At 44.0% G+C, this 25,708-nt stretch carries 27 protein-coding genes and 2 tRNA genes; 15 read left to right on the forward strand and 14 right to left on the reverse strand.

Annotated features, from left to right (window positions below; all coding sequences use genetic code 11):
* The first annotated feature begins 39 nt into the window (after positions 1-39).
* Positions 40-240 (forward strand): DUF2007-related protein, encoded by a 201-nt coding sequence (locus FDF36_RS15630; RefSeq protein ID WP_220391957.1) that lies wholly within the window; start codon positions 40-42, stop codon positions 238-240.
* Between the two features lie 781 nt (positions 241-1,021).
* On the opposite strand, the gene FDF36_RS15635 is transcribed toward FDF36_RS15630, so the two are convergent.
* The 7 genes from FDF36_RS15635 to prmC form a co-directional block, all read right to left on the reverse strand.
* A tRNA-Leu gene (locus tag FDF36_RS15635) sits at positions 1,022-1,105 on the reverse strand.
* Between the two features lie 16 nt (positions 1,106-1,121).
* Positions 1,122-1,194: transfer RNA gene (locus tag FDF36_RS15640), tRNA-Gly, on the reverse strand.
* Between the two features lie 144 nt (positions 1,195-1,338).
* Complete coding sequence (gene argH, locus FDF36_RS15645) at positions 1,339-2,682, reverse strand: argininosuccinate lyase (protein ID WP_220391958.1); 1,344 nt, start codon at positions 2,680-2,682, stop codon at positions 1,339-1,341.
* Between the two features lie 5 nt (positions 2,683-2,687).
* Positions 2,688-3,098 (reverse strand): SRPBCC family protein, encoded by a 411-nt coding sequence (locus FDF36_RS15650; protein WP_220391959.1) that lies wholly within the window; start codon positions 3,096-3,098, stop codon positions 2,688-2,690.
* 97 nt (positions 3,099-3,195) lie between these two features.
* Positions 3,196-3,834: an orotate phosphoribosyltransferase gene (gene pyrE, locus FDF36_RS15655; protein WP_220391960.1), complete on the reverse strand. Its 639-nt coding sequence runs from the start codon at positions 3,832-3,834 to the stop codon at positions 3,196-3,198.
* 95 nt (positions 3,835-3,929) lie between these two features.
* Entirely contained in the window at positions 3,930-4,394 is a 465-nt protein-coding gene (locus FDF36_RS15660; RefSeq protein WP_220391961.1) for a regulatory protein RecX, read from the reverse strand.
* On the reverse strand, positions 4,391-5,227 hold the full coding sequence (gene prmC, locus FDF36_RS15665) for a peptide chain release factor N(5)-glutamine methyltransferase (protein WP_220391962.1): 837 nt from the start codon (positions 5,225-5,227) through the stop codon (positions 4,391-4,393). The genes FDF36_RS15660 and prmC overlap by 4 nt, the downstream gene beginning before the upstream one ends.
* Before the next feature lie 53 nt (positions 5,228-5,280).
* Here prmC and ribD point away from each other — a divergent pair, with 53 nt between their 5' ends.
* The 13 genes from ribD (at position 5,281) to FDF36_RS15730 (ending at position 19,358) form a co-directional block, all read left to right on the forward strand.
* On the forward strand, positions 5,281-6,321 hold the full coding sequence (ribD, locus tag FDF36_RS15670; protein WP_220391963.1) for a bifunctional diaminohydroxyphosphoribosylaminopyrimidine deaminase/5-amino-6-(5-phosphoribosylamino)uracil reductase RibD: 1,041 nt from the start codon (positions 5,281-5,283) through the stop codon (positions 6,319-6,321).
* Positions 6,322-6,459: 138 nt separating this feature from the next.
* Complete coding sequence (locus FDF36_RS15675) at positions 6,460-7,848, forward strand: BamI family beta-barrel-assembly machinery protein (RefSeq protein ID WP_220391964.1); 1,389 nt, start codon at positions 6,460-6,462, stop codon at positions 7,846-7,848.
* A 4-nt stretch (positions 7,849-7,852) separates the two neighbouring features.
* A complete protein-coding gene (locus tag FDF36_RS15680) occupies positions 7,853-8,587 on the forward strand; it encodes an isoprenyl transferase (RefSeq protein WP_220391965.1) in 735 nt (244 codons plus the stop codon).
* A gap of 24 nt (positions 8,588-8,611) precedes the next feature.
* On the forward strand, positions 8,612-11,248 hold the full coding sequence (bamA, locus tag FDF36_RS15685; RefSeq protein WP_220391966.1) for an outer membrane protein assembly factor BamA: 2,637 nt from the start codon (positions 8,612-8,614) through the stop codon (positions 11,246-11,248).
* 24 nt (positions 11,249-11,272) lie between these two features.
* The gene (locus tag FDF36_RS15690) at positions 11,273-11,788 is read left to right on the forward strand and encodes an OmpH/Skp family outer membrane protein (protein WP_220391967.1); all 516 of its coding nucleotides are present in this window, start codon (positions 11,273-11,275) and stop codon (positions 11,786-11,788) included.
* 57 nt (positions 11,789-11,845) lie between these two features.
* Entirely contained in the window at positions 11,846-12,355 is a 510-nt protein-coding gene (locus tag FDF36_RS15695; protein WP_220391968.1) for an OmpH/Skp family outer membrane protein, read from the forward strand.
* A 103-nt stretch (positions 12,356-12,458) separates the two neighbouring features.
* The gene (murI, locus tag FDF36_RS15700) at positions 12,459-13,301 is read left to right on the forward strand and encodes a glutamate racemase (protein WP_220391969.1); all 843 of its coding nucleotides are present in this window, start codon (positions 12,459-12,461) and stop codon (positions 13,299-13,301) included.
* Between the two features lie 76 nt (positions 13,302-13,377).
* Positions 13,378-13,614 carry a DUF2007-related protein gene (locus FDF36_RS15705; RefSeq protein ID WP_220391970.1) on the forward strand — a complete coding sequence of 79 codons (237 nt, stop codon included), beginning with the start codon at positions 13,378-13,380 and terminating at the stop codon, positions 13,612-13,614.
* A 114-nt stretch (positions 13,615-13,728) separates the two neighbouring features.
* Positions 13,729-14,811, forward strand: a complete 1,083-nt coding sequence (gene proB / locus FDF36_RS15710) for a glutamate 5-kinase (protein WP_220391971.1) — start codon at positions 13,729-13,731, stop codon at positions 14,809-14,811.
* Between the two features lie 12 nt (positions 14,812-14,823).
* Positions 14,824-16,071: a glutamate-5-semialdehyde dehydrogenase gene (locus FDF36_RS15715; RefSeq protein WP_220391972.1), complete on the forward strand. Its 1,248-nt coding sequence runs from the start codon at positions 14,824-14,826 to the stop codon at positions 16,069-16,071.
* 490 nt (positions 16,072-16,561) lie between these two features.
* Positions 16,562-17,584 carry a L,D-transpeptidase gene (locus FDF36_RS15720; RefSeq protein WP_220391973.1) on the forward strand — a complete coding sequence of 341 codons (1,023 nt, stop codon included), beginning with the start codon at positions 16,562-16,564 and terminating at the stop codon, positions 17,582-17,584.
* A gap of 39 nt (positions 17,585-17,623) precedes the next feature.
* Positions 17,624-18,352 carry a murein L,D-transpeptidase catalytic domain family protein gene (locus tag FDF36_RS15725; protein WP_220391974.1) on the forward strand — a complete coding sequence of 243 codons (729 nt, stop codon included), beginning with the start codon at positions 17,624-17,626 and terminating at the stop codon, positions 18,350-18,352.
* Between the two features lie 52 nt (positions 18,353-18,404).
* Complete coding sequence (locus tag FDF36_RS15730; protein ID WP_220391975.1) at positions 18,405-19,358, forward strand: Rossmann-fold NAD(P)-binding domain-containing protein; 954 nt, start codon at positions 18,405-18,407, stop codon at positions 19,356-19,358.
* A 101-nt stretch (positions 19,359-19,459) separates the two neighbouring features.
* Here FDF36_RS15730 and FDF36_RS15735 read toward each other — a convergent pair whose 3' ends face one another.
* The 7 genes from FDF36_RS15735 to rpmH all read right to left on the reverse strand — a co-directional run bounded on the left by FDF36_RS15735 (position 19,460) and on the right by rpmH (position 24,930).
* The gene (locus tag FDF36_RS15735; protein ID WP_220391976.1) at positions 19,460-19,855 is read right to left on the reverse strand and encodes a rhodanese-like domain-containing protein; all 396 of its coding nucleotides are present in this window, start codon (positions 19,853-19,855) and stop codon (positions 19,460-19,462) included.
* Between the two features lie 4 nt (positions 19,856-19,859).
* Positions 19,860-20,555 carry a NigD1/NigD2 family lipoprotein gene (locus tag FDF36_RS15740; RefSeq protein ID WP_220391977.1) on the reverse strand — a complete coding sequence of 232 codons (696 nt, stop codon included), beginning with the start codon at positions 20,553-20,555 and terminating at the stop codon, positions 19,860-19,862.
* On the reverse strand, positions 20,552-21,700 hold the full coding sequence (locus tag FDF36_RS15745) for a 1-acyl-sn-glycerol-3-phosphate acyltransferase (RefSeq protein ID WP_220391978.1): 1,149 nt from the start codon (positions 21,698-21,700) through the stop codon (positions 20,552-20,554). Before FDF36_RS15745 ends, FDF36_RS15740 begins: the two co-directional genes overlap by 4 nt.
* 140 nt (positions 21,701-21,840) lie before the next feature.
* Complete coding sequence (locus FDF36_RS15750) at positions 21,841-22,815, reverse strand: D-alanine--D-alanine ligase (protein ID WP_220391979.1); 975 nt, start codon at positions 22,813-22,815, stop codon at positions 21,841-21,843.
* Entirely contained in the window at positions 22,812-23,885 is a 1,074-nt protein-coding gene (locus FDF36_RS15755) for an RluA family pseudouridine synthase (RefSeq protein ID WP_220391980.1), read from the reverse strand. The genes FDF36_RS15750 and FDF36_RS15755 overlap by 4 nt, the downstream gene beginning before the upstream one ends.
* 30 nt (positions 23,886-23,915) lie before the next feature.
* Complete coding sequence (locus FDF36_RS15760; RefSeq protein WP_220391981.1) at positions 23,916-24,557, reverse strand: PASTA domain-containing protein; 642 nt, start codon at positions 24,555-24,557, stop codon at positions 23,916-23,918.
* Positions 24,558-24,768: 211 nt separating this feature from the next.
* Entirely contained in the window at positions 24,769-24,930 is a 162-nt protein-coding gene (gene rpmH / locus FDF36_RS15765; RefSeq protein ID WP_004292199.1) for a 50S ribosomal protein L34, read from the reverse strand.
* A 193-nt stretch (positions 24,931-25,123) separates the two neighbouring features.
* On the opposite strand from rpmH, the gene efp reads away from it, so the two are divergent.
* Entirely contained in the window at positions 25,124-25,690 is a 567-nt protein-coding gene (efp, locus tag FDF36_RS15770) for an elongation factor P (RefSeq protein WP_005784338.1), read from the forward strand.
* Positions 25,691-25,708 lie beyond the last annotated feature (18 nt).

Here is a 25,708-nt window from a genome sequence, read left to right on the forward strand (position 1 = left end):
CTATATTTGCACTCGTAACCATTAAACAATTAAGAGCAAATGATAGTAAGCAGAAAGATTTCTCAGATTGAAGTGTTCGCAGGTAGTCCGTGGGAAGTGGCAAGTGTCAGAAGCCTCCTGAAAGCCGCATCTATCGAAGTGGCTATGAGAGACAAAGGTATAGACAGCATATTGCTTTCCGTCCCATGTGAATATTACACAGCAGCAATGCGGGTAATCGGCGACCGGATAGTTTCATAAATGGTTTGTTAGATTAGGTTTGATTAGGAAAGTAAAGCCGGAATGTATCGTGTTGCATTCCGGCTTTTTTGATTGACAGCACTTATATTCCATTAGTACTACTTTTGTTCTCACAAAAATAATGTTTTTTACCATTACAAGTCTACCGTGAAAATCTACAGTTGTATTCACCCCTACAATGGCAAAACAACAGGACTACTTCTCCCACTCCGCCCAGTCATCCTTGGCAAAATCGACTTTCGATATTTTTAATGTCTGACTGTTGTCCGGTGTAAAAGCCACTTCCCTTCACACCCCCATTTCCCATATAGGGGCTTTAAAGCGTATGATTGCTTCAAGTCAAACAACTGTATTCATCCCTACTTTTAAGACCTTGTATCGAAATTTATTATAATGAACCTCAATATCTTTACCTCAGCCTTGGTATACGGGCTCATGGTCCCCGGTATGCGGGCCCATGGGCACAGGTACGTGGGCTTATGGGCACAGGTAACAGGGACAGGATAAAGAACAGACTATTTTCGACTAAACAATAAAAGGAAACAAGATACTTTAAATGACGTATTTAGTTAATCGACACGCCACTTAATGTTGTAAATCAGTACATTATCTATTAAAAACTTCACTAATCTTCAGGTGGAAGATGGAAGATCGAAATGTATCTTTTTGTAGGAGAAGCTAATATACGCACAGAGGACATGAACTATTTCTATATATTGCCTGTAATAAATTAAAAAGCCTCGTAAGCATTTGGCTTACAAGGCTTTTGGCTAGACGCTCGTACTCGAAGCGGGACTTGAACCCGCACAGCCGCAATGGCCAAAGGATTTTAAGTCCTTCGTGTCTACCATTCCACCATTCGAGCATCCTTTCAAAGAGAGAGCGGAAAACGAGACTCGAACTCGCGACCCTAACCTTGGCAAGGTTATGCTCTACCAACTGAGCTATTTCCGCATTTTTTCAACGGGTGCAAAGATAAGTAGTTTCTACCTTTCTGCCAAACTTTTTCCGATGAAAATATTTCAAGAAAGGTGGAAAAACATATTTTATAATCACAGACCATGCAAAAGAGACAACTCTCCGCATGGTCTAAATGGATCATTTACGCCCCAACAAGGTCTTCTCCGCCTGTTCCATACCTTGAAAGTTGAAACCCTCGATGATACGTTGCATCAATGCGGAAATCTCATCATTACACAAATTGCCAATGCTTCCTTCATGGATGTGATGTACTTGCTTGTCATGCGAAAAGTGACCGGCTTCAATATCCAGTCCCACTTTCTTATAAGCATCCCGAAATGGCATACCTTCACGTGCCAGACGATTCACCTCTTCTACACTAAAAATAAAAAGGTATTTATCATCATCGAGGATATGCTCATTCACCTTAATTTCATTCATGATATAGGTAGTCATCTGCAGACAATCTTTCAACTCCTGGAAAGCCGGCAAAAAGACTTCCTTTATAATCTGTAAATCACGGAAATATCCGGAAGGCAGATTATTGGCAATCATCATAATCTGCTGCGGCAACGATTGTAGCTTATTACATTTGGCGCGTGTCAGTTCGAACACATCCGGATTCTTTTTATGGGGCATAATACTTGATCCGGTTGTACATTCATCCGGCAACTTCACAAAACCAAAATTCTGGCTATTGAACATACAAGCATCAAAAGCCAATTTAGAAATCGTTCCTGCAAGCGTAGCCAAGGCAAAAGCAACATTACGTTCCATTTTTCCGCGTCCCATCTGGGCATACACTACATTGTAGTTTAAAGAATCGAATCCCAGCAATTCCGTAGTCATCGTGCGATTCAGCGGGAATGAAGAGCCATATCCGGCAGCGGAGCCCAAAGGATTCTTATTGCACATCTTAAAAGCAGCCTGCAGGAAAAGCATATCATCCACCAAACTCTCAGCATACGCTCCAAACCAAAGCCCGAACGAAGAAGGCATCGCAATTTGCAAATGGGTATAACCCGGCATCAGAACATTCTTGTAACGCTCACTTTGACGAATCAGGACATGAAACAATTGCTCTACAGCCTCTGCTACTTCTCTGATCTGAGTACGAGTGAAAAGTTTCAGATCAAGCAACACCTGATCATTACGAGAACGCCCGCTATGAATCTTCTTACCGACATCACCCAAACGACGCGTAAGCATCAGTTCCACCTGCGAATGCACGTCTTCAACTCCTTCTTCTATTACAAACTCGCCTCTCTCCGCAGAAGCATATATATCTTTCAGTTCGGCCAGCAACTGAGCCAATTCCTCCTTTGTGAGTAATCCAATACTTTCGAGCATCGTGATATGAGCCATCGAACCAAGTACATCATGCTTTGCAAGATAAAGATCCATCTCACGGTCACGTCCAACGGTAAATCGCTCTATATCCTTATTTACCTCAACTGATTTTTCCCAAAGTTTCTGTGCCATAGCTATTAATATTGTATCATAGATAACATATCAGCCATCTTTTCCAATCCTTCATTCAAAGGCTTCTGCACCATTGCTTTCATAAACGGATTGATTTCCAGCCCAATAGTCACCTTCAGTTTACACTCGTCTTCAGATACAGCCACAAGCTGAATCCACATATTTAAAGGTAGAGGTGAATTGGTAGTCTCAAACTTAATACATTTACTGGGTTCCCGTTCAATAATTTTCAGGGTCAGTTGTCCCACAGGATCCACATTGAAACTAAGTGTATCGGTATCGAAACTCATATTTTTCACTTTGTCTTCGGGCAAACGATCTTTAATAGCTTCCAGGTTACTAAGATCAGCAAGTTTCTCGTACACGCGTTCCTGGCTATAAGGTATTACCTTGACACTACTCTCAAATTTAGTCATCTTATCTATTTTACTTATAAAAAAAAGAAGAACAATCCGAACAGATTCTGTCCGAATGGCTCTTCTTTCTATATTTTAATCATCAAAAAAATCAGTTTTATTTTCCAGCTTCCCAATGAGCCGGATCCTTGCGCCATTCGTTTAACGTTGCAATGTCCTCTTCTTCAATATAACCGGTACGAAGTGCAACATCTAACACAGCTTCATAATTAGTCAATGTAACCAAAGGCACTTTAGCATCTTTAAAGGCCTGTTCGGCAACAGGGAATCCATAAGTATAAGCAGCTACCATACCAATGACTTCGCAACCATCCCGACGAATAGCTTCTACAGCTTTTAAGCTGCTTCCACCGGTAGAGATTAAATCTTCCACAACAACGACTTTCATACCCGGACGAAGTTCGCCTTCGATAAGATTTTCCAAACCATGGTCTTTCGGGGTAGAGCGAACATACACGAACGGAAGATTCAGTGCATCGGCCACTAAAGCACCCTGAGGAATAGCACCTGTCGCAACTCCGGCAATAGCATCTACCTGTCCGAAACGTTCCAGAACCAGACGTGTAATTTCGAACTTAACAAAACTACGAAGAGAAGGATAAGAAAGGGTTTTACGATTGTCGCAGTAAAACGGTGATTTCCATCCGGAAGCCCATGTAAACGGATTTGCCGGTTGAAGCTTAATAGCTTTAATCTTCAACAACTTCTCGGCGAATAATCTCTCTAAATTTTTCATAACTAAACTAACTATGATAATTACAGGATGCAAAAATACGGAAATGGAACGAGACTAAAAAGAAGAAGCCTTATTATTTTTTCGTTATTTGTCACTTACTCTTCTTCTACCTGCACACAGCGACGGATATCATCCATTTCAAATCCTCTACTCATGGCAAAACGAATCAATTTCCCATTCAGTTCGAATTCATCTTTGGCATGTATACTTTTACGTTTTGCTGCCATTAAATCTCCCAAAATCGCAAGATATTCTTCCCGGTCAATGTCATTCAGATATCTGTAAGTCACCTCACGAGGAACTTTTTTCATATACAGAGCTTGTGCAATCTTCATTTTACCCCATTTGGCAAAACGAAACTTATCGTTGACAAACGCCCTGCAATAACGTTCTTCATCAATAAACTTCTCGGCAACAAGACGATCGATGATTCGGTTAATCACCTCATAAGGCAAGCCCCATTTCTGAAGTTTTTCATTCACTTCGGCTTTACAATGTTCGGCTGCGGAACAATAGGCAGCCATGCGATTTAACGCTTCTTCTTCTGTTATTGTATTCATCGTTTAGCGGTTACAATTCGATCATTACCCGATATATCTTTTATCAAACGGAGTTCTTCATATCCTTGTTCGTGAAGCATTTGGAGAACCTCTTCACCATAAACCCGGTTGATCTCAAAATAGAGTCTGCCGTGGAGGCTTAACATTTTTCTTCCTAAAAATGCGATACGCCGATAAAAGCGCAACGGGTCATTATCCGGCACAAATAGGGCCAGTTCAGGTTCCCAATTCAACACATTGGGTTCCATTTCTTTTTTTTCACTCTCTGTAACATAAGGAGGGTTACTGACAATAATATCATATTGATTATCACCAACCGATTCTACCGACAAAACATCTATTTTTTCAAAATGAACTCCGGCTTTCAGTGCCTGATTATTCTGCTCGGCAATGGCAAGAGCCTCTTCCGATACGTCCCATGCGGCGACCACAGCCTGCGGAATATGTTTAGCCAGGCTGATGGCAATACACCCGCTACCGGTTCCTATATCCAGCAAACGGGTACCGGTTGCGGCTTCTTTCACTATCAGATCAACCAACTCCTCGGTTTCAGGACGAGGAATCAGAACTCCCGAAGCTACCTGAAACATAGACCCATAGAAACAGGTTTCGCCCTGAATATATTGGATTGGCTCGTTTTTCTTCAATCGTTCGACAATGCTTTCTAAATCACGCTGCTCGTTTGCAGATAATGTTATATCTTTGCCCAAATAATAATCAATAGCATCCTGCCCCAGCAAATCACAACAAATGATTTTTGTGAGGCTCTTGAGTTCTCCAGACGGATAAATATCGTGTAAAGACTGGCGGATATAAGTGGTGACGCGGTTCATTCTCCTTATTTTGGGGTGCAAAAGTACAAATAATATAGCTATCAGCCTAAAAGATGAAAGAAGAAAAATACATGAGGCGCTGCATCCAACTGGCAAGAAACGGTCTTTGCAACGTATCTCCCAATCCAATGGTAGGAGCTGTCATCGTATGTGAGGGACAAATAATCGGTGAAGGCTATCACGTCCGCTGCGGAGAAGCACATGCCGAAGTCAATGCAATCCGCTCCATAAAGGATCCGTCTTTACTAAAACACAGTACTATATATGTAAGTCTTGAGCCTTGCTCCCACCATGGGAAAACTCCCCCATGCGCTGATTTAATCATAGAGAAACAAATTCCCAGGATTGTAATCGGATGCCAGGACCCTTTTTCCAAGGTAGCAGGCAGAGGAATCCAAAAGTTACGGGATGCCGGATGCGAAGTCATTGTCGGAGTTCTGGAAACGGAATGTCGCGAACTTATACGAAAATTCATCACCTTCCATACCCTTCAGCGCCCTTACATTGTTTTGAAATGGGCAGAATCAGCCGATGGTTTCATCGACCTGGAACGTACAGAAGGCCAACCTGTCATATTATCGACTTCTCTCACTTCCATGCTGGTACACAAAAAAAGAGCAGAGTCAGATGCCATCATGGTCGGTACGCGAACCGCACTACTGGACAATCCGGCACTCACGGTACGCAACTGGTACGGACACAATCCGGTGCGAATAGTGACGGACCGCAATCATTCACTTCCTCAAACCTACCACTTGTCGGATAATAGCGTGTCTACGCTCGTTTTTACGGAACACCCCCGTTCCGGAAAAGAAAACCTGGAATACATCACGCTCAATTACCAAACAGATATTCTGCCACAAATATTGTCTGCCCTCTATCAACGCAACCTACAGTCGCTGATGGTCGAAGGAGGAAGGATTCTGCTGGAATCATTTATCCGTTCCGGAACATGGGATGAAGTCATCATAGAAAAGAGCAATAAACTGCTTTATTCCGGCGTTAAAGCACCTGAAATAAGCGATAAAATTAGTTATTCGGAAGAAAAACATTTCTGTACGACCTTCAGGCATTACTTGAAGAGAAACACCTAAATTCGCAGCATTCAAGGAGTTTTATATCGACAAAATCGAGCAGATTATCTATAATTTTATATAAAACTTCCCTTCAATGTTCAATATAGAGAAAAATGTTCCTATTTTTGCAACTTGTAAATAAACACAATCTTTCAAATGAGAATAAAGTTTTTATCAGTAATTGTAAGTTTCTTCCTTGTATCGTTTGCCGTTACTTCGTGCCTTGACACAGAAGAAATTGAATATAGCCCGGATGCTACCATACATGCATTTGCACTTGACACCATACATGGGGTGAACTATAAATTTACAATTGACCAACTTGGTCCCGATGGAGTAGGGCTTATTTATAACCAGGATTCACTGCCTGTAGGCTCCGATACAATTATTGACCGTATTCTTATAAAGACACTGACCCCTGCCGGCAGAATAATCACCGCCAAAAATGCGGAAGGTCAGGACACCTTATTTAATTACGCCGACTCTATTGACTTCAGAGGCACTATGGAAAAGCCCATGAGAATAAAGATATGGGCTCCCGACATGAAGTATGCAAAAGAATATGCCATTTCGGTACGCGTACATCGTCAAGACCCGGATTCCATGAACTGGACTAAAATGACAGATAACTTCGCCAACTATAGCGGGTATCAAAAGACCGTGATTTTGCGTAATTCGAAGGAAAAGGAAGAAGCCATTCTTGTGTATACATCAAACACTACTGCTTACAAGTCATCAACAACACTAAAAGAGCCAGCAGATAAAGGAAAAAATTGGGAAAAAGTATCCGTAACCGGGCTTCCGGAAAACATAAAACTCTCCTCCATCATGAGCTTTGGTGAAAAGTTGTATGCCACAAACGGTGAGCAAGCATATGTTTCTTCTAATGGGGCATCATGGAGTCTTGCAACCGATTTGAATAAAAACGGTAAAGTAGAGATGCTGATCGCTCCTTTCCCGAAAAACGAAGGCAATTTGCTGAACATCTCCGGAATTGCCGGCATTATTAATAATGGTAGCCAATCTGCATTTGCCATAACTAATCCTGAGGCAACAGTGTGGAGTAATATCGGTTCCGAAAAAGTAGATGCAGACTTCCCCTTGGAGAATTTGTCTGCAACTTCTTACTTGACAGCAACAGGAATCCAGACAATAGCCGTAATGGGTAACAATCGTAATGAAAGCGATACAACTTCCATCGCATGGACCTCACAAGACGGTTTGCTTTGGATACCTTTAAAAACGTCCTCAAGTACGGCCTATTGTCCGAAGCTGGATAATCCGTCTTTCTTCTATTATGGCAATGCTTTCTTAGCATTTGGAGGAAATTTTGAAACGATCTATACGTCGGAAGCAGGTATTGCCTGGTATAAAGCCAACAAGAAAATCTTCCTGCCGGCCGAATTTAAAGACAGAGGAAACAATTACTCAACCGTAGTAGACAAAAATAACTTTATCTGGGTAATATGGAGTAACGGTAGTGCCAACGAAGTATGGCGCGGACGACTCAATAAATTTGGTTTTGAAAGACAGAACAACAACTAACGAAATGTCCTATAAAGAACAAATAGATTTAAACCGGATACCTAAGCATGTAGCAATTATCATGGACGGTAACGGACGGTGGGCCAAACTACGTGGACACGAACGGAGTTTTGGACATCAGGCCGGAGCCGAGACTGTGCATATCATCACTGAAGAGGCAGCCAGGTTAGGAATCAAATTCCTTACTTTATATACCTTTTCTACAGAGAACTGGAACCGACCTTCGGATGAAGTCGCTGCATTGATGAGCCTCCTTTTCGACTCTATCGAAGAGGAAACATTTATGAAAAACAATATCAGTTTCCGTATCATCGGAGACATCAACAAACTACCTGAGAATGTACGGGAGCGCCTGAATGCTTGTGTAGAACATACTTCCAAGAATACAGGTATGTGCCTGATACTTGCCCTCAGTTATTCTGCCAGATGGGAAATAACCGAAGCTACACGGCAGATTGCCACATTGGTACAAAATGGAGAAATGAACCCTGAAGAAATTACTTCAGAAAGTATTCGGACACATCTGACAACCAACTTTATGCCCGACCCGGATTTGCTGATCCGGACAGGCGGAGAGATTCGTTTAAGCAATTATCTGCTTTGGCAATGTGCTTATTCGGAGCTCTATTTCTGTGAAACTTTCTGGCCCGACTTTAAGGAAGAAGAATTGTGCAAGGCTATCTGTGACTACCAGAAACGCGAACGCAGATTCGGAAAAACCAGCGAACAAATCAGTTAACTCAAAACTTAATTATAAACATAAATGCATTATCGTATTTCCTTCATATTCGTAACGTTTATCAGCCTGTTTTGCTTTGCATTGCCGGGCGTAGCACAAGATGCTAACACTGACGAATCAAAACCCGTTATCATGTATTCCGGGACACCGAAAAAATATGAAATAGCCGACATCAAAGTCGAAGGTGTCAAGAACTACGAAGATTATGTTCTTATCGGACTGTCCGGACTCTCTGTAGGACAAACCATTACTGTACCGGGAGATGAAATCACAGGTGCAATCAAACGCTATTGGCGTCATGGTCTGTTCTCTAACGTATCAATTACCGCAGAAAAAATAGAAGGTAACAAAATATGGTTAAAGATCACTTTGGCGCAACGCCCACGTATCTCTGATATACGCTACCATGGTGTGAAAAAGTCGGAACGTGAAGATCTACAGACCAAACTGGGTATGATAAAGGGTAGCCAGATCACTCCGAACCTGGTAGACCGTGCGAAAGTTTTAAGTAAACGCTATTTCGATGATAAGGGATTCAAAAATGCTGAAATCACTATCACCCAAAGAGATGACCCTGCTAATGAAAATCAAGTATTGGTCGATATCGATATTGATAAGAAAGAGAAGGTAAAAGTACATGCTATCACTTTTGCCGGCAACCACGCCATCAAAACATCTAAGTTGAAACGCGTGATGAAGAAAACAAACGAGAAAGGGAAATTACTGAACTTGTTCCGTACCAAGAAGTTTGTTAATGAGAAATATGAAGAGGATAAACAACTAATTATTGACAAGTACAACGAATTAGGCTACCGCGATGCACGCATTGTGAAAGACAGTGTATCCAAGTTTGACGATAAGACCGTAGACGTATTTATCGAACTGGAAGAAGGCGATAAATATTATCTCCGCAACGTTACATGGGTAGGTAATACGCTTTATCCCTCAGAACAACTGAACTATATGCTCCGCATGAAGAAGGGCGATGTATATAATCAGAAATTGCTAAATGAACGCTTATCGACCGATGAAGATGCTATCGGTAACCTTTATTATAATAATGGTTATCTGTTCTATACGCTGGATCCGGTGGAAGTAAACATAGATAATGACTCCATTGACTTGGAAATGAGAATTTTTGAAGGCCGACAAGCCAGTATCAACAAGATCAAGATCAATGGTAACGACCGCTTGTACGAAAACGTTGTCCGCCGCGAACTCCGTACCCGCCCGGGTGAGTTGTTCAGTCGTGATGATCTGATGCGTTCTATGCGTGAAATCCAGCAGATGGGACACTTTGACCCGGAAAACATCAAACCGGATATCCAGCCGGACCCTGTAAACGGAACGGTAGATATCGCTTACGATCTCGTGTCTAAAGCAAATGATCAGGTGGAATTCTCTGCCGGCTGGGGACAAACAGGTGTTATCGGTAAGCTAAGTCTGAAGTTTACGAACTTCTCTTTAGCAAACTTGCTGCATCCGGGAGAAAATTATCGCGGTATTCTGCCTCAAGGCGACGGACAGACACTGACCATCAGCGGACAGACAAATGCACAATACTATCAACAGTATAGCATTTCATTCTTCGATCCCTGGTTCGGAGGTAAACGTCCGAATTCATTCTCTCTGTCGGCGTTCTTCTCTGTACAGACCGATATCAGTAGCCGTTACTACAATTCAAGTTACTATAACAACTATTACAACAGCTATTACAGTGGTTTGGGTGGATATGGTATGTACAATTATGGTAACTATAACAACTATGAGAACTATTATGACCCGGATAAGTCAATCAAGATGTGGGGGTTATCAGCAGGATGGGGTAAACGCCTGAATTGGCCGGATGACTACTTCCAACTTTCAGCCGAACTCTCATACCAGAGATATATCTTGAAGGATTGGCAATATTTCCCGGTAACCAACGGTAAATGTAACGACCTGAGCATCGGTTTGACACTGGCTCGTGCCTCTTATGACAATCCGATCTATCCCCGTAGTGGCTCTGATTTCTCATTGTCTGTACAGTTCACTCCACCTTACTCATTGTTTGATGGAGTAGACTACAGTAAGTACAACCAGTACAACCAGAATGATATGAACAAGATGCACAAATGGGTAGAATACCACAAGTGGAAGTTCAAAGCAAAAACATACATTCCATTACTGAACCCGACAACAGTGAAAAAGACTCCGGTATTGATGACTCGTGTTGAATTCGGTATATTGGGGCACTACAACAAATACAAAAAATCGCCGTTCGGTACATTCGATGTCGGTGGTGATGGTATGACTGGATATTCAAGTTATGCAACTGAAAGTGTTGCCCTTCGCGGTTATGAAAACAGTTCGTTGACACCGTATCGTGGACAAGAAGGATACGCTTATACTCGTATCGGATTTGAATTAAGATATCCGCTAATGCTGGAAACAAGTACCAATATTTATGCGTTAACATTCTTAGAAGCCGGTAATGCTTGGCATGATGTGAAAAACTTCAATCCGTTCGACCTGAAACGTTCGGCCGGTGTAGGTGTCCGCATCTTCCTTCCGATGATTGGTATGATGGGTATCGACTGGGCATACGGTTTCGACAAAGTACTTGGCGACAAGAGCGCAGGTGGAAGCAGATTCCACTTCGTATTGGGCCAGGAATTCTAATTGTTTCACTAAAAACTAAGCGTTATGAAAAAGTCTGTTCTATTTATCATCTTGCTGTTTACCGTAGGTATGGCAGCTCAAGCACAGAAATTTGCTCTGATCGATATGGAGTATATCCTGAAAAACATCCCAGCTTACGAACGTGCCAACCAACAATTGAGTCAGGCAACCAAGCAGTGGCAGAGTGAAGTCGAAGTATTAGCGAAAGAAGCACAAACGATGTTTAAAGACTATCAAGCTGCATCGGCTAAACTAACAGCCGCACAAAAGACTCAGAAAGAGGATGCCATCGTAGAAAAAGAAAAGGCTGCCTCAGAACTGAAACGTAAGTACTTCGGTCCCAAAGGCGAACTTTTCAAGAAAAGAGAAGAGTTGATGAAACCTATCCAGGACGAAATATACAATGCCGTAAAAGCTGTAGCAGAGGAAAACGGTTATGCAGTAGTGGTAGACAGAGCATCTGCTTCAAGCATTATTTTTGCTACCCCCCGCATTGATGTGAGCAATGAAGTACTGGCAAAATTAGGATATTCAAATTAATTTCATACATTTGCACCCGATAACTTAAAAGTAATCATTCAAATAAATAATAAAACTATGCTTAAAAAAATTGCACTTTTAATGATGTTGATACTCCCGATGGGCGTATTTGCACAAAATCTTAAATTTGGTCATATCAATGCAATGGAAATTGTTTCGGCTATGCCGGAATACACCAAAGCACAATCGGAATTGCAGGCATTGAATAAACAACTCGGACAGGACCTTCAGAGAACTCAGGAAGAATTTAACAAAAAATATCAAGAGTTCATGCAGCAGAAGGACTCCCTTCCTACCGTAATTGCAGAAAGAAGACAAAAAGAACTGGAAGATATGATGCAGAGACAGGAACAATTCCAGGCGAAAGCTCAGCAGGATATGGAAAAAGCCAACAATGACTTGATGGCCCCGGTATACAAGAAGCTGGACGACGCTATCAAAGCAGTAGGTGCAGCAGAAGGTGTTATCTACATTTTCGATATGGCACGTACTCCGATACCTTACGTTAACGAAGCTCAAAGCATTAACCTGACTCCGAAAGTAAAAACCCAATTGGGTATCAAATAAGAGTTAAGAGCAATAAGTTACGAGCTACAAGCTACAAGTACCATGCGAAAATGCGCTATGGCTTGTTACTTGTAGCTCGTAACTTTTTAACCATATCCCCATTATGAAACAATCTCTTCCATACCAACCTGGTCCTATCGGTGTATTCGACTCCGGATACGGTGGACTGACCATCCTGAGCAAAATCAGGGAAGCGCTGCCGGAATACGATTACATCTATCTGGGCGACAATGCACGGACTCCTTACGGAACCCGTTCTTTTGAAATCGTATACGAGTTCACCTTACAGGCTGTCAACAAATTGTTTGAGATGGGCTGTCATCTAGTGATACTTGCTTGCAATACAGCCTCCGCCAAGGCACTCAGAACTATACAAATGAATGATCTCCCGAATATAGACCCGAACCGGAGGGTGCTGGGAGTCATACGTCCAACTGTAGAGTGCATCGGCAGTATGACTCAAACCCGACATGTAGGGATATTGGCTACAGGCGGTACCATCAAATCAGAATCGTATCCACTGGAAGTACGTAAGCTGTTTAAGGATATCAAAGTAAGCGGAGAAGCTTGCCCTATGTGGGTTCCCTTAGTTGAAAACAACGAAGCCAATGGCGAAGGAGCTGACTTTTTTATCCGTAAATACATCGACAGACTGCTTGCCAAAGACCGACAGATAGACACCATTATACTGGGATGCACCCATTATCCGATATTATTGCCCAAGATACAAAAGTTCATTCCCCAAGAAGTGAAAATTGTAGCACAGGGAGAATATGTGGCCGCCAGCCTGAAAGATTACCTTCACCGTCATCCCGAAATGGACATGAAGTGCACACGCAAAGGTAAATGTCGCTTTTACACTACAGAGGCCGAAGACAAATTTATTGAATCAGCTTCCATGTTCCTCAACCAAAACATCACAGTACAACGAATAACTTTAGAATAATCTATCGGTAAAACAACTTTATCTAAATTCTTTTTGTTATATTTGTAAAAGATAACCACATCATATCCCTACCATTATGAAAGAAGATAAAGACACCCGCGTAGTAGAAGTCTTCACCGGTTCGCCTTGGGAAGCAGAGTTCATTAAAGGATTGCTTGAAAGCAATGGAATAGAATCTATATTGAAAGACGGAGGTGCTCTTGCAGCTTTGTCACCCTACTACATCGGACAGGAAATAGCTGTCCTCGTCAATGAAGACGATTATGAAAATGCAATGGAAATAGTGAGAAACCGGGAAAAGGCAAACGAATAATTCACAACTCGATTCCCTCTCTTGCCAACAGACATGCTCCTGCAATATATCCGTATGGGAGAAGTTACATATCGACAAAAATCCATATATTTGTGCTTTCAAATCGTTAGCATAATGAAAAAGGAGTTTACACGAATAGCCGTAAAAGTGGGAAGTAACGTACTGACCCGACAGGACGGAACACTGGATGTCACCCGGATGTCTGCCCTAACCGATCAGATAGCCGCCTTGCATAAAGCCGGAGTAGAGGTGATTCTCATCTCTTCGGGCGCTGTTGCCTCAGGGCGAAGCGAAATACGTACCCTCAGAAAACTCGACAGCGTAGATCAGCGCCAATTGTTCTCGGCAGTGGGGCAAGCCAAACTCATTAACCGATATTACAAGCTGTTCCGCGATCACAGCATCGCTGTGGGACAGGTACTCACCACCAAAGAGAATTTCGGCACACGCCGCCATTACCTCAACCAGAAAAATTGCATGACGGTGATGCTTGAAAACGGTGTCATTCCTATCGTCAACGAGAACGACACCATCTCCGTCACCGAACTGATGTTCACAGACAATGACGAACTGTCGGGCCTCATCGCCTCAATGATGAATGCCCAGGCCCTTATCATCCTGAGCAATATCGACGGCATTTATAATGGTTCCCCTTCCGATCCGACCTCCTCAGTGATACGGGAGATCGGACAGGGAAAAGACCTGAGCAACTATATTCAGACCAGCAAATCGAGTTTCGGAAGAGGAGGCATGCTGACCAAAACCAACATAGCCCGCAAAGTGGCAGATGAAGGTATTACAGTAATTATTGCCAATGGCAAACGCGACAACATCCTCATCGACCTGATGGAGCATCCTGAAGAGACGGTTTGCACCCGTTTTATTCCCGCATCCCAACCCGTATCGAGTATCAAGAAATGGATAGCGCACAGCGAAGGTTTCGCCAAGGGAGAGATACATATCAACGAACAGGCTACCGAAGTGTTGAACTCCGACAAGGCAGTCAGCATTCTTCCCGTCGGAATCACCCGCATTGAAGGAGAATTTGAGAAAGACGACATCGTGCGCATCATAGATTACGGGGGCACTCCGGTAGGTGTAGGCAAAGTCAACTGTGACTCCATGCAGGCACGGGAGGCCATCGGAAAACATGGGGAAAAAGCAGTAGTCCATTATGACTACCTTTACATTGAATAAACGAACTGCATTATGAACCAGAATGATACTTTTGCTGCCGTACAGGCAGCCAGCCGCCATCTGGCACTATTACCCGACGAACAAATAAACCGGATATTGAACGCCGTAGCGGATGCTGCTTTGGCACAAACGCCGTATATCCTTTCCGAAAACCGGAAAGACTTGGATCGGATGTCACCCGACAATCCGAAATACGACCGGCTGAAACTGACCGAGGAACGGTTGAAAGGGATTTCCTCCGACATACGGAACGTAGCGACACTCCCCTCACCGTTGGGAAGGGTTCTGAAAGAAAGCATTCGACCCAACGGAATAAAGTTGACAAAAGTAAGTGTGCCCTTCGGCGTTATCGGTATCATCTACGAAGCACGTCCTAACGTCAGTTTCGATGTCTTTTCACTTTGCCTGAAAAGTGGTAACGCCTGTATTTTAAAAGGTGGTAGCGATGCCGACTTTTCAAATCGCGCCATCATAGAAGTGATACATAATGTGCTCCGGCTGTTTGATGCAGACACCCACACCGTCGAGTTGCTGCCGGCTGACCGCGAAGCGACCAACGCACTTTTGCATGCCGCCGGATATGTAGATCTGCTTATTCCCCGCGGTAGCAGCAGCCTGATCAACTTTGTGCGGCAGAATGCCACCATACCGGTGATAGAAACAGGTGCAGGCATCTGCCATACATATTTTGACGAATACGGAGACACTGCTAAGGGAGCAGCCATCATTCACAATGCCAAAACACGCCGTGTCAGCGTCTGCAACGCACTCGATTGTGTGATCATTCATAAGAGCAGATTATCCGACCTGCCTGCGCTATGCGAAAAGCTCAAAGCAAGCAATGTGATTATCTACGCTGATCCGTTGGCTTATCAGGCACTTGAAGGACATTATCCTGCCAAAGGATTGAAACCGGCTACACCCGAAAGTTTCGGGACAGAGTTCCTGGACTATAAAATGGCGATCAAGACAGTCTGTAGTTTTGAAGACGCACTCGGACATATTCAAGAGTACAGTTCCCGCCACAGCGAGAGCATCGTCACTGAAAATCAGGGACGCGCCACCCTTTTTACCCGGATGGTAGATGCAGCATGTGTATATACCAATGTATCTACAGCGTTTACCGACGGAGCACAATTTGGACTGGGAGCAGAGATCGGTATCAGCACACAGAAGTTACATGCCCGTGGCCCGATGGGACTGGAAGAGATCACTTCCTACAAATGGATCATCGAAGGTGACGGACAAACGCGCCGATGATCTTTATTCAAGTGAAATCCGCAAAATAATCGGTTCAAAACTTGACTTTGCCCCCGGATTATGCTATCTTTGTAAATACAATCATACATTACATTCTATTTAGAATGCGATAAAAGGGAGAGGCCGCTGCCTCCCCCTTTCTTTTTTTCAAAGGCTGCATTTCCGAAAGACAGAGCCGGTGTTTCCCCTCAACAGAGCCGGTATTCCGTGCCCGAAGAGCCGGTGTTCCGGTCAAAAGACGGTTGTTTCGGGAGACAAAGGCAGCGTCTTCACTTCATTTCTGCGGTTACATCCGGCATAACTCTCCCTCACAAAATCCGGAAAGTATAAATAGTTTAATCCGACAGGAGCTCACGTTAAAGAAGTGTAAACTTGCTCTTGACAAAACAAAGGACAAATATGCAAATTATTAATAATACGAAAACAAAACGCTTTGCTATTCCTTATAAAAAATATTATATTTGTAAACGAACCTCTAACCCATCCCATTATGAAGCAAACAGCCCATATATACTTGTTCTCCCTCCTCTTCCTTTTCTGCGCATGCAACAGAGAAAACAAAACAAATCTACTACAGTCCGAAACGGTTACTGTGGCAGATTCACTGGAAACGGTGCCTTCGGAAGAGAAGCCCAAAATCATCTCTGCAGAACAGATAGAGATCAAAAAAGATTTGCTCTATGATAAATATACTCTTGAAGACACGTATCCGTACAAAGATACGACCCGCAGTTTCCAGTGGGATAAGATCAAAGAACGTCTGGCCCTACTCGAAAATATCCAGCAAGAGCCCTCGCAATGGGGCATCTTGCAGAACTATAAGAACCGAAATGGCGAGGCTCCATTAGTACGCCATTACAAACGAAATGCCTATAAGCGCATTGCCGACACACTGGGCATAGAGCGCTACCAGTCCGTCCCGCTCTATCTGCTCACCGATACGCTTGTGCCCGAACGTTATGGAGAAGATGGTTCTCTGGTCCGCTTCCTGGCCGATGGAGAGAATTTCGTCAAGATATCCCCCATCTATATTGGCGAAGAGTGGTATGTACCCAAGAGATACGTCAAAGTGCTCCCAGATACGACGCACTTCATCAAAGCAATCATGATAGACCGAAGGGACCAAAACATAATGACTCTGGAACAAACCGGTGAAACCCAATGGGCCGTACGGAGTATGAACCCCGCCACTACCGGAAGGCATCGCCCTCCGTATGCACAAGAGACGCCATTAGGAATCTTCGTCCTACAGGAAAAAAAGACACGCATGATATTCCTCAAAGACGGTTCCACCGCCACCGGAGGTTTTGCGCCTTATGCCAGCCGATTCTCAGACGGAGGATACATTCACGGAGTCCCGGTAAACGAGCCCCGTAAAGCACTTATAGAGTACAGCCCATCGCTGGGCACCATACCCCGCTCGCACATGTGTGTACGGAATGCAACGTCACATTCCAAGTTTATTTTCGACTGGGCACCTGTAAATGAGACAATTATTTTTGTTTTGGAATAGAAATCCGTATCTTTGCGCCGTTATTTTTCTCAGTTTCCTATGCAAAAAGTATTTCTATTCCTTCTATTGTTTCTTCTCCCACTGGCAGAAGTACCTAACCATGCACCGAACAGTGAGCCTGTTTCTGTTGCCTCCACTCCAGAGACAGACGAGATAGATCAGCTGTTCGACGATATGCAACTGGACGGGATTGTCAGCTATACAGCTTTCCGACAGGCAGTGACCGGCTATCAGAAGATCGAGCAAAAAAGCAAGTCCATCATGACCCTGATCGATTTTTCAAAGCCATCTACCGAAAAGCGCCTTTACGTGCTTGATATGAAAAACAAAAAGTTGCTATATACTTCCGTCGTATCACACGGCAGAAATAGCGGAGGAAACTATGCAACCTCATTCTCCAACAAAAACGGTTCATACAAAAGTTCACTTGGCTTTTACCTGACCGAAAACACTTATCAGGGACGCAACGGTTACTCTCTGGTGCTGAACGGGCTGGAAAAGGGAATTAACGACCAAGCCAAACAACGCGCCATCGTGATGCATGGTGCCGCATATGCCAATCCCAACATCACCGCTTCTGCCGGACGCTTAGGACGAAGCCTCGGATGCCCCGCCTTGCCGCAGGCACTCGCCAAACCCATTATCGACACAATCAAAAAAGGTAGTGTGCTCTTTATCTACGCCAACAACAAGGACTATCTGGCCAACAGCACCTTCCTGTCTCCACGGCAAACGGAGTATCTTTCATGGGCACAGCCTGCCAATTGAAAATTTTATCATACCTTTGCGGAAAGGTATATTATTCTAAACAAAGACAATTATGAAGAAATTTACTTGCGTACAAGACATCGGCGACCTGAAATCAGCCCTTGCCGAATCATTCGAGATCAAGAAAGACCGGTTCAAATATGTGGAACTGGGACGTAATAAAACTCTGTTGATGATCTTCTTTAATTCCAGCCTCCGCACCCGTCTCAGCACCCAGAAAGCTGCTCTCAACCTGGGTATGAACGTAATTGTACTGGACATCAATCAAGGGGCCTGGAAACTGGAAACCGAGCGTGGCGTCATCATGGACGGTGACAAACCTGAACATCTGCTGGAAGCCATTCCGGTGATGGGATGTTATTGTGACATCATCGGTGTACGTTCGTTTGCCCGCTTCGAAAACCGCGAGTACGACTATAATGAAGTTATCATCAATCAGTTCATACAACATTCCGGATGTCCGGTATTCTCCATGGAGGCGGCTACCCGTCATCCGTTGCAGAGCTTTGCCGACCTGATCACCATCGAAGAATACAAAAAGACAGCCCGCCCTAAAGTAGTGATGACCTGGGCTCCCCATCCGCGGCCATTGCCACAGGCAGTGCCCAACTCGTTTGCCGAATGGATGAATGCCACAGATTATGAGTTTGTCATCACCCATCCCGAAGGTTACGAACTCGATCCGGAGTTTGTAGGAAACGCACGGGTAGAATATGATCAGATGAAAGCTTTCGAAGGAGCCGACTTTATATATGCCAAGAACTGGGCAGCTTATACAGGCGATAACTACGGACAGATTTTGAGTACAGACCGTAACTGGACCGTAGGCGACCGTCAGATGGCCGTCACTAACAATGCCTACTTCATGCACTGCCTCCCTGTAAGACGGAATATGATTGTGACGGACGACGTTATCGAGAGCCCGCAATCTATTGTCATCCCGGAAGCTGCAAACCGTGAAATCTCGGCGACAGTGGTACTGAAAAGACTGCTGGATAATCTATAATAACAATTTTTGAACGATCAATGATAAATGATCAACGATGAACGATAATAATGCGTAGCCTGTTCACCGTTGATCATTCATTGTTCAATAATCGTTCATCCTTATTTCTCCATTTTCTCGCCTGCTTCCTGCCAGGCATTGAATCCTTTATCCAATTCGTACACTTTATATCCTTTCTCACTGAGAATAGCAGCAGCTTTCTTACTGCGCTTACCACTACGGCAATACAAAGCTACCGGTTTATCTTTTTGAAGGGTAGAGTCTGCCATGACCGCAAACGAATCATCGAGCACATTGATATTGATCGTCCCAGGAATGTGACCCTCCGAATACTCAGCTATGGTACGAACATCCAGCCGTTGCACACTCGCGTCCTCTATCAACGAAGCAAACTCCTTCACCGGCACTGTTTTAAAATCTCCTTTCGATTGCTGGCAAGAAAAGAGAGAAGACAAAAGAAACCATATTCCCATAAGCATTGAATTCATTTTCGACATATATTTAGTAATTAATGGTTAAGTGACTGGGCACGTATTCAAACTGACAGGTCTGCACCTCCCCGTCGTACGTATGAAAACTGAAACAAATGATTGCTGATTCCTTGATATCGGACGCATACTGCCTCAACGGTACCGAAACATAAGCCCGCTTGGCATAAGCCTCCACATCTCCCCCATCGTCATGATAGAGCATTAAATGAACCTTCAACTTTCCGGTTACAGCATCCCGCGCCACAGACTCCCGAATGAAATGAAACGTATGCCGCGCATTCTGTGCCCGGATAGAAAGGATCATATTCAGATAATCACGCCCCATCCAGATACTGAGCATATCAACCGGATCGAATTTCAAGCCATTCCGGAACTCTCCGGCAGGCAGCGGAACCGGAGAAACCGTATTAGCTAATGCATAAATGCGTATCTCTTGCCGCCCTCCTACCGACGAAAGCACTTCGTAATTGCTCACGATACGGTTAGAGGAATTGGGTAACAGTTCCGATCCAGTACGGTCTTCCGCCACGATCAGACGTTCTCCCTTATCCGTAACCAACGTTTTCAACCGGCCGTCTGCTCCCGACTCTGCAGTCAGAAACTCCAACCTCACGGAAGGGTAAGGAGCACCATCGTCTTCGCTACAGGAAAGCAGGAAGGCGGAAAACAACACAGACAGGACGATATGTGACGTCCATATTCTCATTGACGAGCAGCCAAATAGTTGGTCAACGGATTGGCATACATCAACAACAGCTTTTCACGCAAAAAAGGAATATCTTTGTTGGGAATCTCTATTTTTTCAAGCTGCTTCTCCACATAAGCCTCGAAACGTTGCTTCTCGGCCAACGTATAGTGGGATTCAAAATCATTCTTACCAGTCAACAGATCGTGAGCTACATAATTGCCCGGATAAAGACGGTAATTACTATGAATGCGCTGATCAATCCATGTAGAGATACGCGCAAACAACTCCGGTTTCGGTAAAGAGCGATCTACTGCCGAAAGCAAGTCATTGAGGCAAGCTCCCGTCTGGAAATGCACCCGGCCTTTATAGCCAAACAAACCGGTCTGCATATTCTTCAGGTCGTCTGCCATCGTTTTCTTATAGCCCTCTATATCACGCTTCAGCTGGAACTCCTGTGCTTTCAGGTAATCGCAGGGATCATATTCGTAGGAAATAGCGAGAGGAGCAATATTCATCTCCATCAGACGACTGATCACATCCCCTTCGCCACCCATTGCCAGCATCTTGAGTACACTGTCCTGAGTACGGTCATTAGAGTCTTTGGCACGTCCTTCACGTTGTGCAATCCAAATGGACTGATTCTTCTCTCCGATTGTATAGTGCATATAACGGGACATGCGGGCAGACGATTCAAGCATCTGCCGCATGGTCAGTGCACGTTGCACGATAAATGATTTATTGACCCGGACAAACTTCTTAATCCACGGATAAATCAGTAGATTATCGCCAATAGCAATCTCTACCGTATCCATCCCCTGATCGACTAACAATACAGACAAAAAGCCGGAATCAAGAATGATGTCACGGTGATTCGAGATGTAGGTGTATGCTTTGCTCTTGTCCGGAGTAGCCGTATGATCCAATGAAATGCCATCCGTACAGTCGCCTGCAAGTTTCCACAGCAAACCATAGCAGAAGGTCTTCTGAAATTCCAGTTTCGTTCTACAGGCACGCATCTTTTGTGCCAGAATCTCAAAGGGTACATCCGGTATCACTCCGGCAACCACCTTCTGAAAAGCTGGATCGGCAATCAGTTCTTCGAAAACTCCGGAGAGTTCTTCGTCATTGTAAGGACGGATTTCATCAAACTCTGTTGTATTCATAGCTTTTATTTTTTTATAAACTACAAGTAACGAGCAACGAGTTACAGGAAATAAACGATAAACGACAAGGACTGTACCACTTTATTCCACATGGAATTTGTATGGCATGCTGCCTGTAGCTCGTGACTCGCAGCTTACAGCTAAAATTTATTTTCTATAATATCAGTCATCACGTCTTTTATATCCAGTCCGGCGGCACGCACCTGCTGGGGGATAAAACTGGTAGCAGTCATACCTGGTGTAGTATTCACCTCCAGAAGATTGATCTTCTCACCCTCCGTAATGATATAGTCCACACGAATAATGCCGGAACATCCCAGTATATCGTAAATAGCCGAGGTTAAAGTCTGGACACGACGAGTCAGTTCTTCCGATATACGTGCCGGAGTGATCTCGTCCACCTGTCCGTTGTACTTTGCATCGTAATCGAAAAATTCATTATGTGTCACGACCTCGGTCAACGGAAAGACTACCGATTTTTCTTTCGTTTTATAACAACCGCAAGTCAATTCTGTTCCACCCATAAAGGCTTCTATCATCACTTCCTCAGCTTCACTGAAAGCCTTGGCAATGGCAGGTTGGATCTGTTCGCGCGTCTTCACCTTAGTCACGCCAAAACTGGATCCTCCCAGATTGGGTTTGATAAAACAAGGCAGACCTATTTTCTCTACCACATCTTCATCGGAGACAGCCTGTCCCTGACGTACCAACAGCGATTCGGAGATACGCACACCAAATGCTTTGAGATACTGGTTGCAGACAAACTTATCGTAAGTGATGGCAGCGGCCAGTACACCACAGCATGAATACGGAATGCGCATCATATCGAAATAGCCCTGCAAACGTCCGTCTTCCCCCGGTGTTCCGTGAATGGTGATATAGGCAAAGTCGAACACGACCTTCTCCGCCCCATTCATAAAACTAAAGTCGTTTCTGTCCACCGGTGTTTTACTTCCGTCCGGCAATTGCACTTCCCAACGGCGACCTTCCATTTCTACGATGTACAAATTATACTTTTCCTTGTCGATAAAGGAGTAAATGCCCTGTGCACTACGCAGGGAAACTACGATTTCGGAGGTATCGCCTCCTGCCACAATGGCAATGTTGCGTTTCATTCTAAATCTCTGTTACTAATATAACCTCTCCACTTCTCTATCAACCGGGTCATGTCGTCCGGCAACTCCGAAGTAAAATGCATCTCTTCGCCAGTGACGGGATGCACAAACCCCAGCGTCATGGCGTGCAAAGCCTGCCGCGGACAAGTGTCGAAGCAATTGTTTACAAATTGTTTGTATTTACTAAAGTGGGTCCCTTTCAGGATTTCATGACCGCCATACCGCTCGTCATTGAAAAGTACATGACCGATATGCTTCATGTGCACACGTATCTGATGCGTACGCCCGGTTTCAAGAATACATTCCACCAAAGTGACGTATCCCAGACGTTCGAGCACCCGGTAGTGGGTGACGGCATGTTTCCCTTGAGTAGGATCGGCCATAACGGCCATTTGCATCCGGTCTTTCGGATTACGAGCGATACTGCCTATAATGGTACCTTCGTCCTGATCGACAATGCCCCATACCAGTGCACAGTATCTGCGCTTAGTAGTTTTATTAAAGAACTGGATACCCAAATTGGTTTTAGCATCCGGTGTCTTAGCGATAACCAGTAATCCGGAAGTATCTTTATCAATGCGGTGCACCAAACCCACATGGGGGTCGTTGGCATCGTAATCGGGGTCATCCTTGAGATGCCAGGCGATAGCATTGACCAACGTACCATGATAGTTTCCGTGTCCCGGATGCACCACCAGTCCGGCCGGCTTATTCACCACCATCAGGTATTTATCTTCATAGACAATATTAAGTGGAATATCCTCCGGAATAATCTCATTGTCATAACGGGGACGATCCATCATCACCGTAATCACATCCAGAGGTTTCACTTTATAGCTGCTCTTCACCGGTTTGCCATTAGCCATGACAAAACCGTCTTCAGCCGCTTTCTGTATGCGATTGCGCGAAGCATTGACGATGCGTTCAAACAAATATTTATCGACCCTGACCATTGCCTGCCCTTTATCCACTACCACGCGGAAATGTTCATAGAGCTGGTTTTCGTCACCTACGGGTTCTATATCATCCAATTCGTCCTGTTCAATATCGTCAGGCAATTCTTCTATCATGCGTTTTTTCTACGTATACGTTTTCTTATATTAAAACCAGGAATCATCATCTGTTCCGGAATCTTCGACAGACATAGCAGCATTTTCCACCATATCGACAGAATCGGTTGTGGTAGACTGCACTCCGTCACCTACCATCAGAGTCAGCGTAGCGCCGATGGGAGCTTTATCTCCAATCTGCAATTGGCGTCCCTGATAGATCACGCCATATACCCAGTCCTTCTCTCCGCTCACCATCCGGTTTTCGGTCAGTTTAAAGCCTGCGGCGATCAACTTTGCCTGCGCCTGGCGCACGGAACTGTTATCGGCCACATCAGGCACCACACTCAAAGGAGTACTGAGGGTATTTATTGTCAGATAGATTGTTCGTCCTTCTTTCACTTTCTGCCCAACCGACGGGTTAAGATCCAGGATAATGCCGGAAGGTTTGTTTTTTACGTAACTGGAGTCGGACACCACACAAGTCAGTCCCTGATTCCGGAACATCTTTTCCGCTTCACTTACAGACATTCCTTTTACGTCGGGCACTACTACAGCTTCGCCATGGCGTGTGTATATATCCAGTCCTTTAAGTGTGCCAACCACTATGAGCACAGCCACTACAACCATGGCTATGATGTTTATCCAGAAGAATCTATTGGCCTTGAAAGAAAAAAATTCTTTTATCGTCATAATTATAAGCTGTTAATGCGGACAAAGATACTATTTTCGTTACACAGTATCACAGACTTTCACCGAGTTTTTAAAAAAGCGTATCAAAACCCGCTCTTTTGGTTTTCCACCTTGAACGTGATACCGTAATCAAATTGGAACCGGTTTTAAAACAAAAAGAAGCAAAGGAATCCTCCTTCACTTCTTCTTATTCGTTTGCAATGGCTAATACTTATGCCTTCACTCCGTTGTATTCGTCAGAAACAGTCAGTTTCTTACGACCTTTAGCGCGACGTGCAGCCAATACTCTACGGCCGTTAGCTGTAGCCATTCTCTCACGGAAACCGTGTTTGTTTTTTCTCTTTCTGTTAGAGGGTTGAAATGTTCTTTTCATTACTGTATCTTGTTTTTATGTTATTACTTCTACGGATTCGGGCTGCAAAAATAGGCACTTTTTTTAAATAAACCAAGAGTTAAGTCATTTTTAGTCAAAACATTTTGTATTTTTTGCCGATTTAGATTACTTTTGCACCCGAAAAGGTTCGAAGATAACTCAATAACAATCTATAAAATAAAGAATATCAAGTATGATTAATGCTCAAGACATCAAGAACGGAACTTGTATCCGCATGGATGGCAAACTGTATTTCTGTATCGAATTCCTCCACGTTAAACCGGGTAAAGGTAACACCTTCATGCGTACAAAACTGAAAGATGTAGTAAGCGGCTACGTTCTCGAACGTCGCTTCAATATCGGTGAGAAGCTGGAAGACGTACGCGTTGAACGTCGTCCCTATCAGTACCTGTACAAAGAAGGTGAAGATTATATCTTCATGAATCAGGAAACATTCGATCAACACCCGATCGCTCACGACTTGATCAACGGTGTAGATTTCTTGCTGGAAGGTGCAGTAGTAGAAGTTGTATCGGATGCATCTACCGAAACCGTGCTTTATGCTGATATGCCTATCAAAGTTCAAATGAAGGTTACTTATACGGAACCGGGTCTGAAAGGCGACACTGCTACCAACACCCTGAAACCGGCTACTGTAGAATCAGGTGCAACCGTTCGTGTTCCACTGTTTATCAGCGAAGGCGAAACGATCGAGATTGATACTCGTGACGGTTCTTACGTAGGTCGTGTAAAAGCATAAACAGGTTAACTGCCGAAA

The sequence above is a fragment of the Bacteroides fragilis genome (assembly GCF_019583405.1).
In the GTDB taxonomy this organism is placed as follows: Bacteria; Bacteroidota; Bacteroidia; order Bacteroidales; family Bacteroidaceae; genus Bacteroides; species Bacteroides fragilis_B.

Excerpts from the sequence above, each read along its gene's own strand:
- FDF36_RS15630 (WP_220391957.1), top strand. The coding sequence starts at position 40 with ATGATAGTAAGCAGAAAGATTTCTCAGATTGAAGTGTTCGCAGGTAGT.
- argH (WP_220391958.1), bottom strand. The coding sequence starts at position 2,682 with ATGGCACAGAAACTTTGGGAAAAATCAGTTGAGGTAAATAAGGATATA.
- FDF36_RS15650 (WP_220391959.1), bottom strand. The coding sequence starts at position 3,098 with ATGACTAAATTTGAGAGTAGTGTCAAGGTAATACCTTATAGCCAGGAA.
- pyrE (WP_220391960.1), bottom strand. The coding sequence starts at position 3,834 with ATGAAAAATTTAGAGAGATTATTCGCCGAGAAGTTGTTGAAGATTAAA.
- FDF36_RS15660 (WP_220391961.1), bottom strand. The coding sequence starts at position 4,394 with ATGAATACAATAACAGAAGAAGAAGCGTTAAATCGCATGGCTGCCTAT.
- prmC (WP_220391962.1), bottom strand. The coding sequence starts at position 5,227 with ATGAACCGCGTCACCACTTATATCCGCCAGTCTTTACACGATATTTAT.
- ribD (WP_220391963.1), top strand. The coding sequence starts at position 5,281 with ATGAAAGAAGAAAAATACATGAGGCGCTGCATCCAACTGGCAAGAAAC.
- FDF36_RS15675 (WP_220391964.1), top strand. The coding sequence starts at position 6,460 with ATGAGAATAAAGTTTTTATCAGTAATTGTAAGTTTCTTCCTTGTATCG.
- FDF36_RS15680 (WP_220391965.1), top strand. The coding sequence starts at position 7,853 with ATGTCCTATAAAGAACAAATAGATTTAAACCGGATACCTAAGCATGTA.
- bamA (WP_220391966.1), top strand. The coding sequence starts at position 8,612 with ATGCATTATCGTATTTCCTTCATATTCGTAACGTTTATCAGCCTGTTT.
- FDF36_RS15690 (WP_220391967.1), top strand. The coding sequence starts at position 11,273 with ATGAAAAAGTCTGTTCTATTTATCATCTTGCTGTTTACCGTAGGTATG.
- FDF36_RS15695 (WP_220391968.1), top strand. The coding sequence starts at position 11,846 with ATGCTTAAAAAAATTGCACTTTTAATGATGTTGATACTCCCGATGGGC.
- murI (WP_220391969.1), top strand. The coding sequence starts at position 12,459 with ATGAAACAATCTCTTCCATACCAACCTGGTCCTATCGGTGTATTCGAC.
- FDF36_RS15705 (WP_220391970.1), top strand. The coding sequence starts at position 13,378 with ATGAAAGAAGATAAAGACACCCGCGTAGTAGAAGTCTTCACCGGTTCG.
- proB (WP_220391971.1), top strand. The coding sequence starts at position 13,729 with ATGAAAAAGGAGTTTACACGAATAGCCGTAAAAGTGGGAAGTAACGTA.
- FDF36_RS15715 (WP_220391972.1), top strand. The coding sequence starts at position 14,824 with ATGAACCAGAATGATACTTTTGCTGCCGTACAGGCAGCCAGCCGCCAT.
- FDF36_RS15720 (WP_220391973.1), top strand. The coding sequence starts at position 16,562 with ATGAAGCAAACAGCCCATATATACTTGTTCTCCCTCCTCTTCCTTTTC.
- FDF36_RS15725 (WP_220391974.1), top strand. The coding sequence starts at position 17,624 with ATGCAAAAAGTATTTCTATTCCTTCTATTGTTTCTTCTCCCACTGGCA.
- FDF36_RS15730 (WP_220391975.1), top strand. The coding sequence starts at position 18,405 with ATGAAGAAATTTACTTGCGTACAAGACATCGGCGACCTGAAATCAGCC.
- FDF36_RS15735 (WP_220391976.1), bottom strand. The coding sequence starts at position 19,855 with ATGTCGAAAATGAATTCAATGCTTATGGGAATATGGTTTCTTTTGTCT.
- FDF36_RS15740 (WP_220391977.1), bottom strand. The coding sequence starts at position 20,555 with ATGAGAATATGGACGTCACATATCGTCCTGTCTGTGTTGTTTTCCGCC.
- FDF36_RS15745 (WP_220391978.1), bottom strand. The coding sequence starts at position 21,700 with ATGAATACAACAGAGTTTGATGAAATCCGTCCTTACAATGACGAAGAA.
- FDF36_RS15750 (WP_220391979.1), bottom strand. The coding sequence starts at position 22,815 with ATGAAACGCAACATTGCCATTGTGGCAGGAGGCGATACCTCCGAAATC.
- FDF36_RS15755 (WP_220391980.1), bottom strand. The coding sequence starts at position 23,885 with ATGATAGAAGAATTGCCTGACGATATTGAACAGGACGAATTGGATGAT.
- FDF36_RS15760 (WP_220391981.1), bottom strand. The coding sequence starts at position 24,557 with ATGACGATAAAAGAATTTTTTTCTTTCAAGGCCAATAGATTCTTCTGG.
- rpmH (WP_004292199.1), bottom strand. The coding sequence starts at position 24,930 with ATGAAAAGAACATTTCAACCCTCTAACAGAAAGAGAAAAAACAAACAC.
- efp (WP_005784338.1), top strand. The coding sequence starts at position 25,124 with ATGATTAATGCTCAAGACATCAAGAACGGAACTTGTATCCGCATGGAT.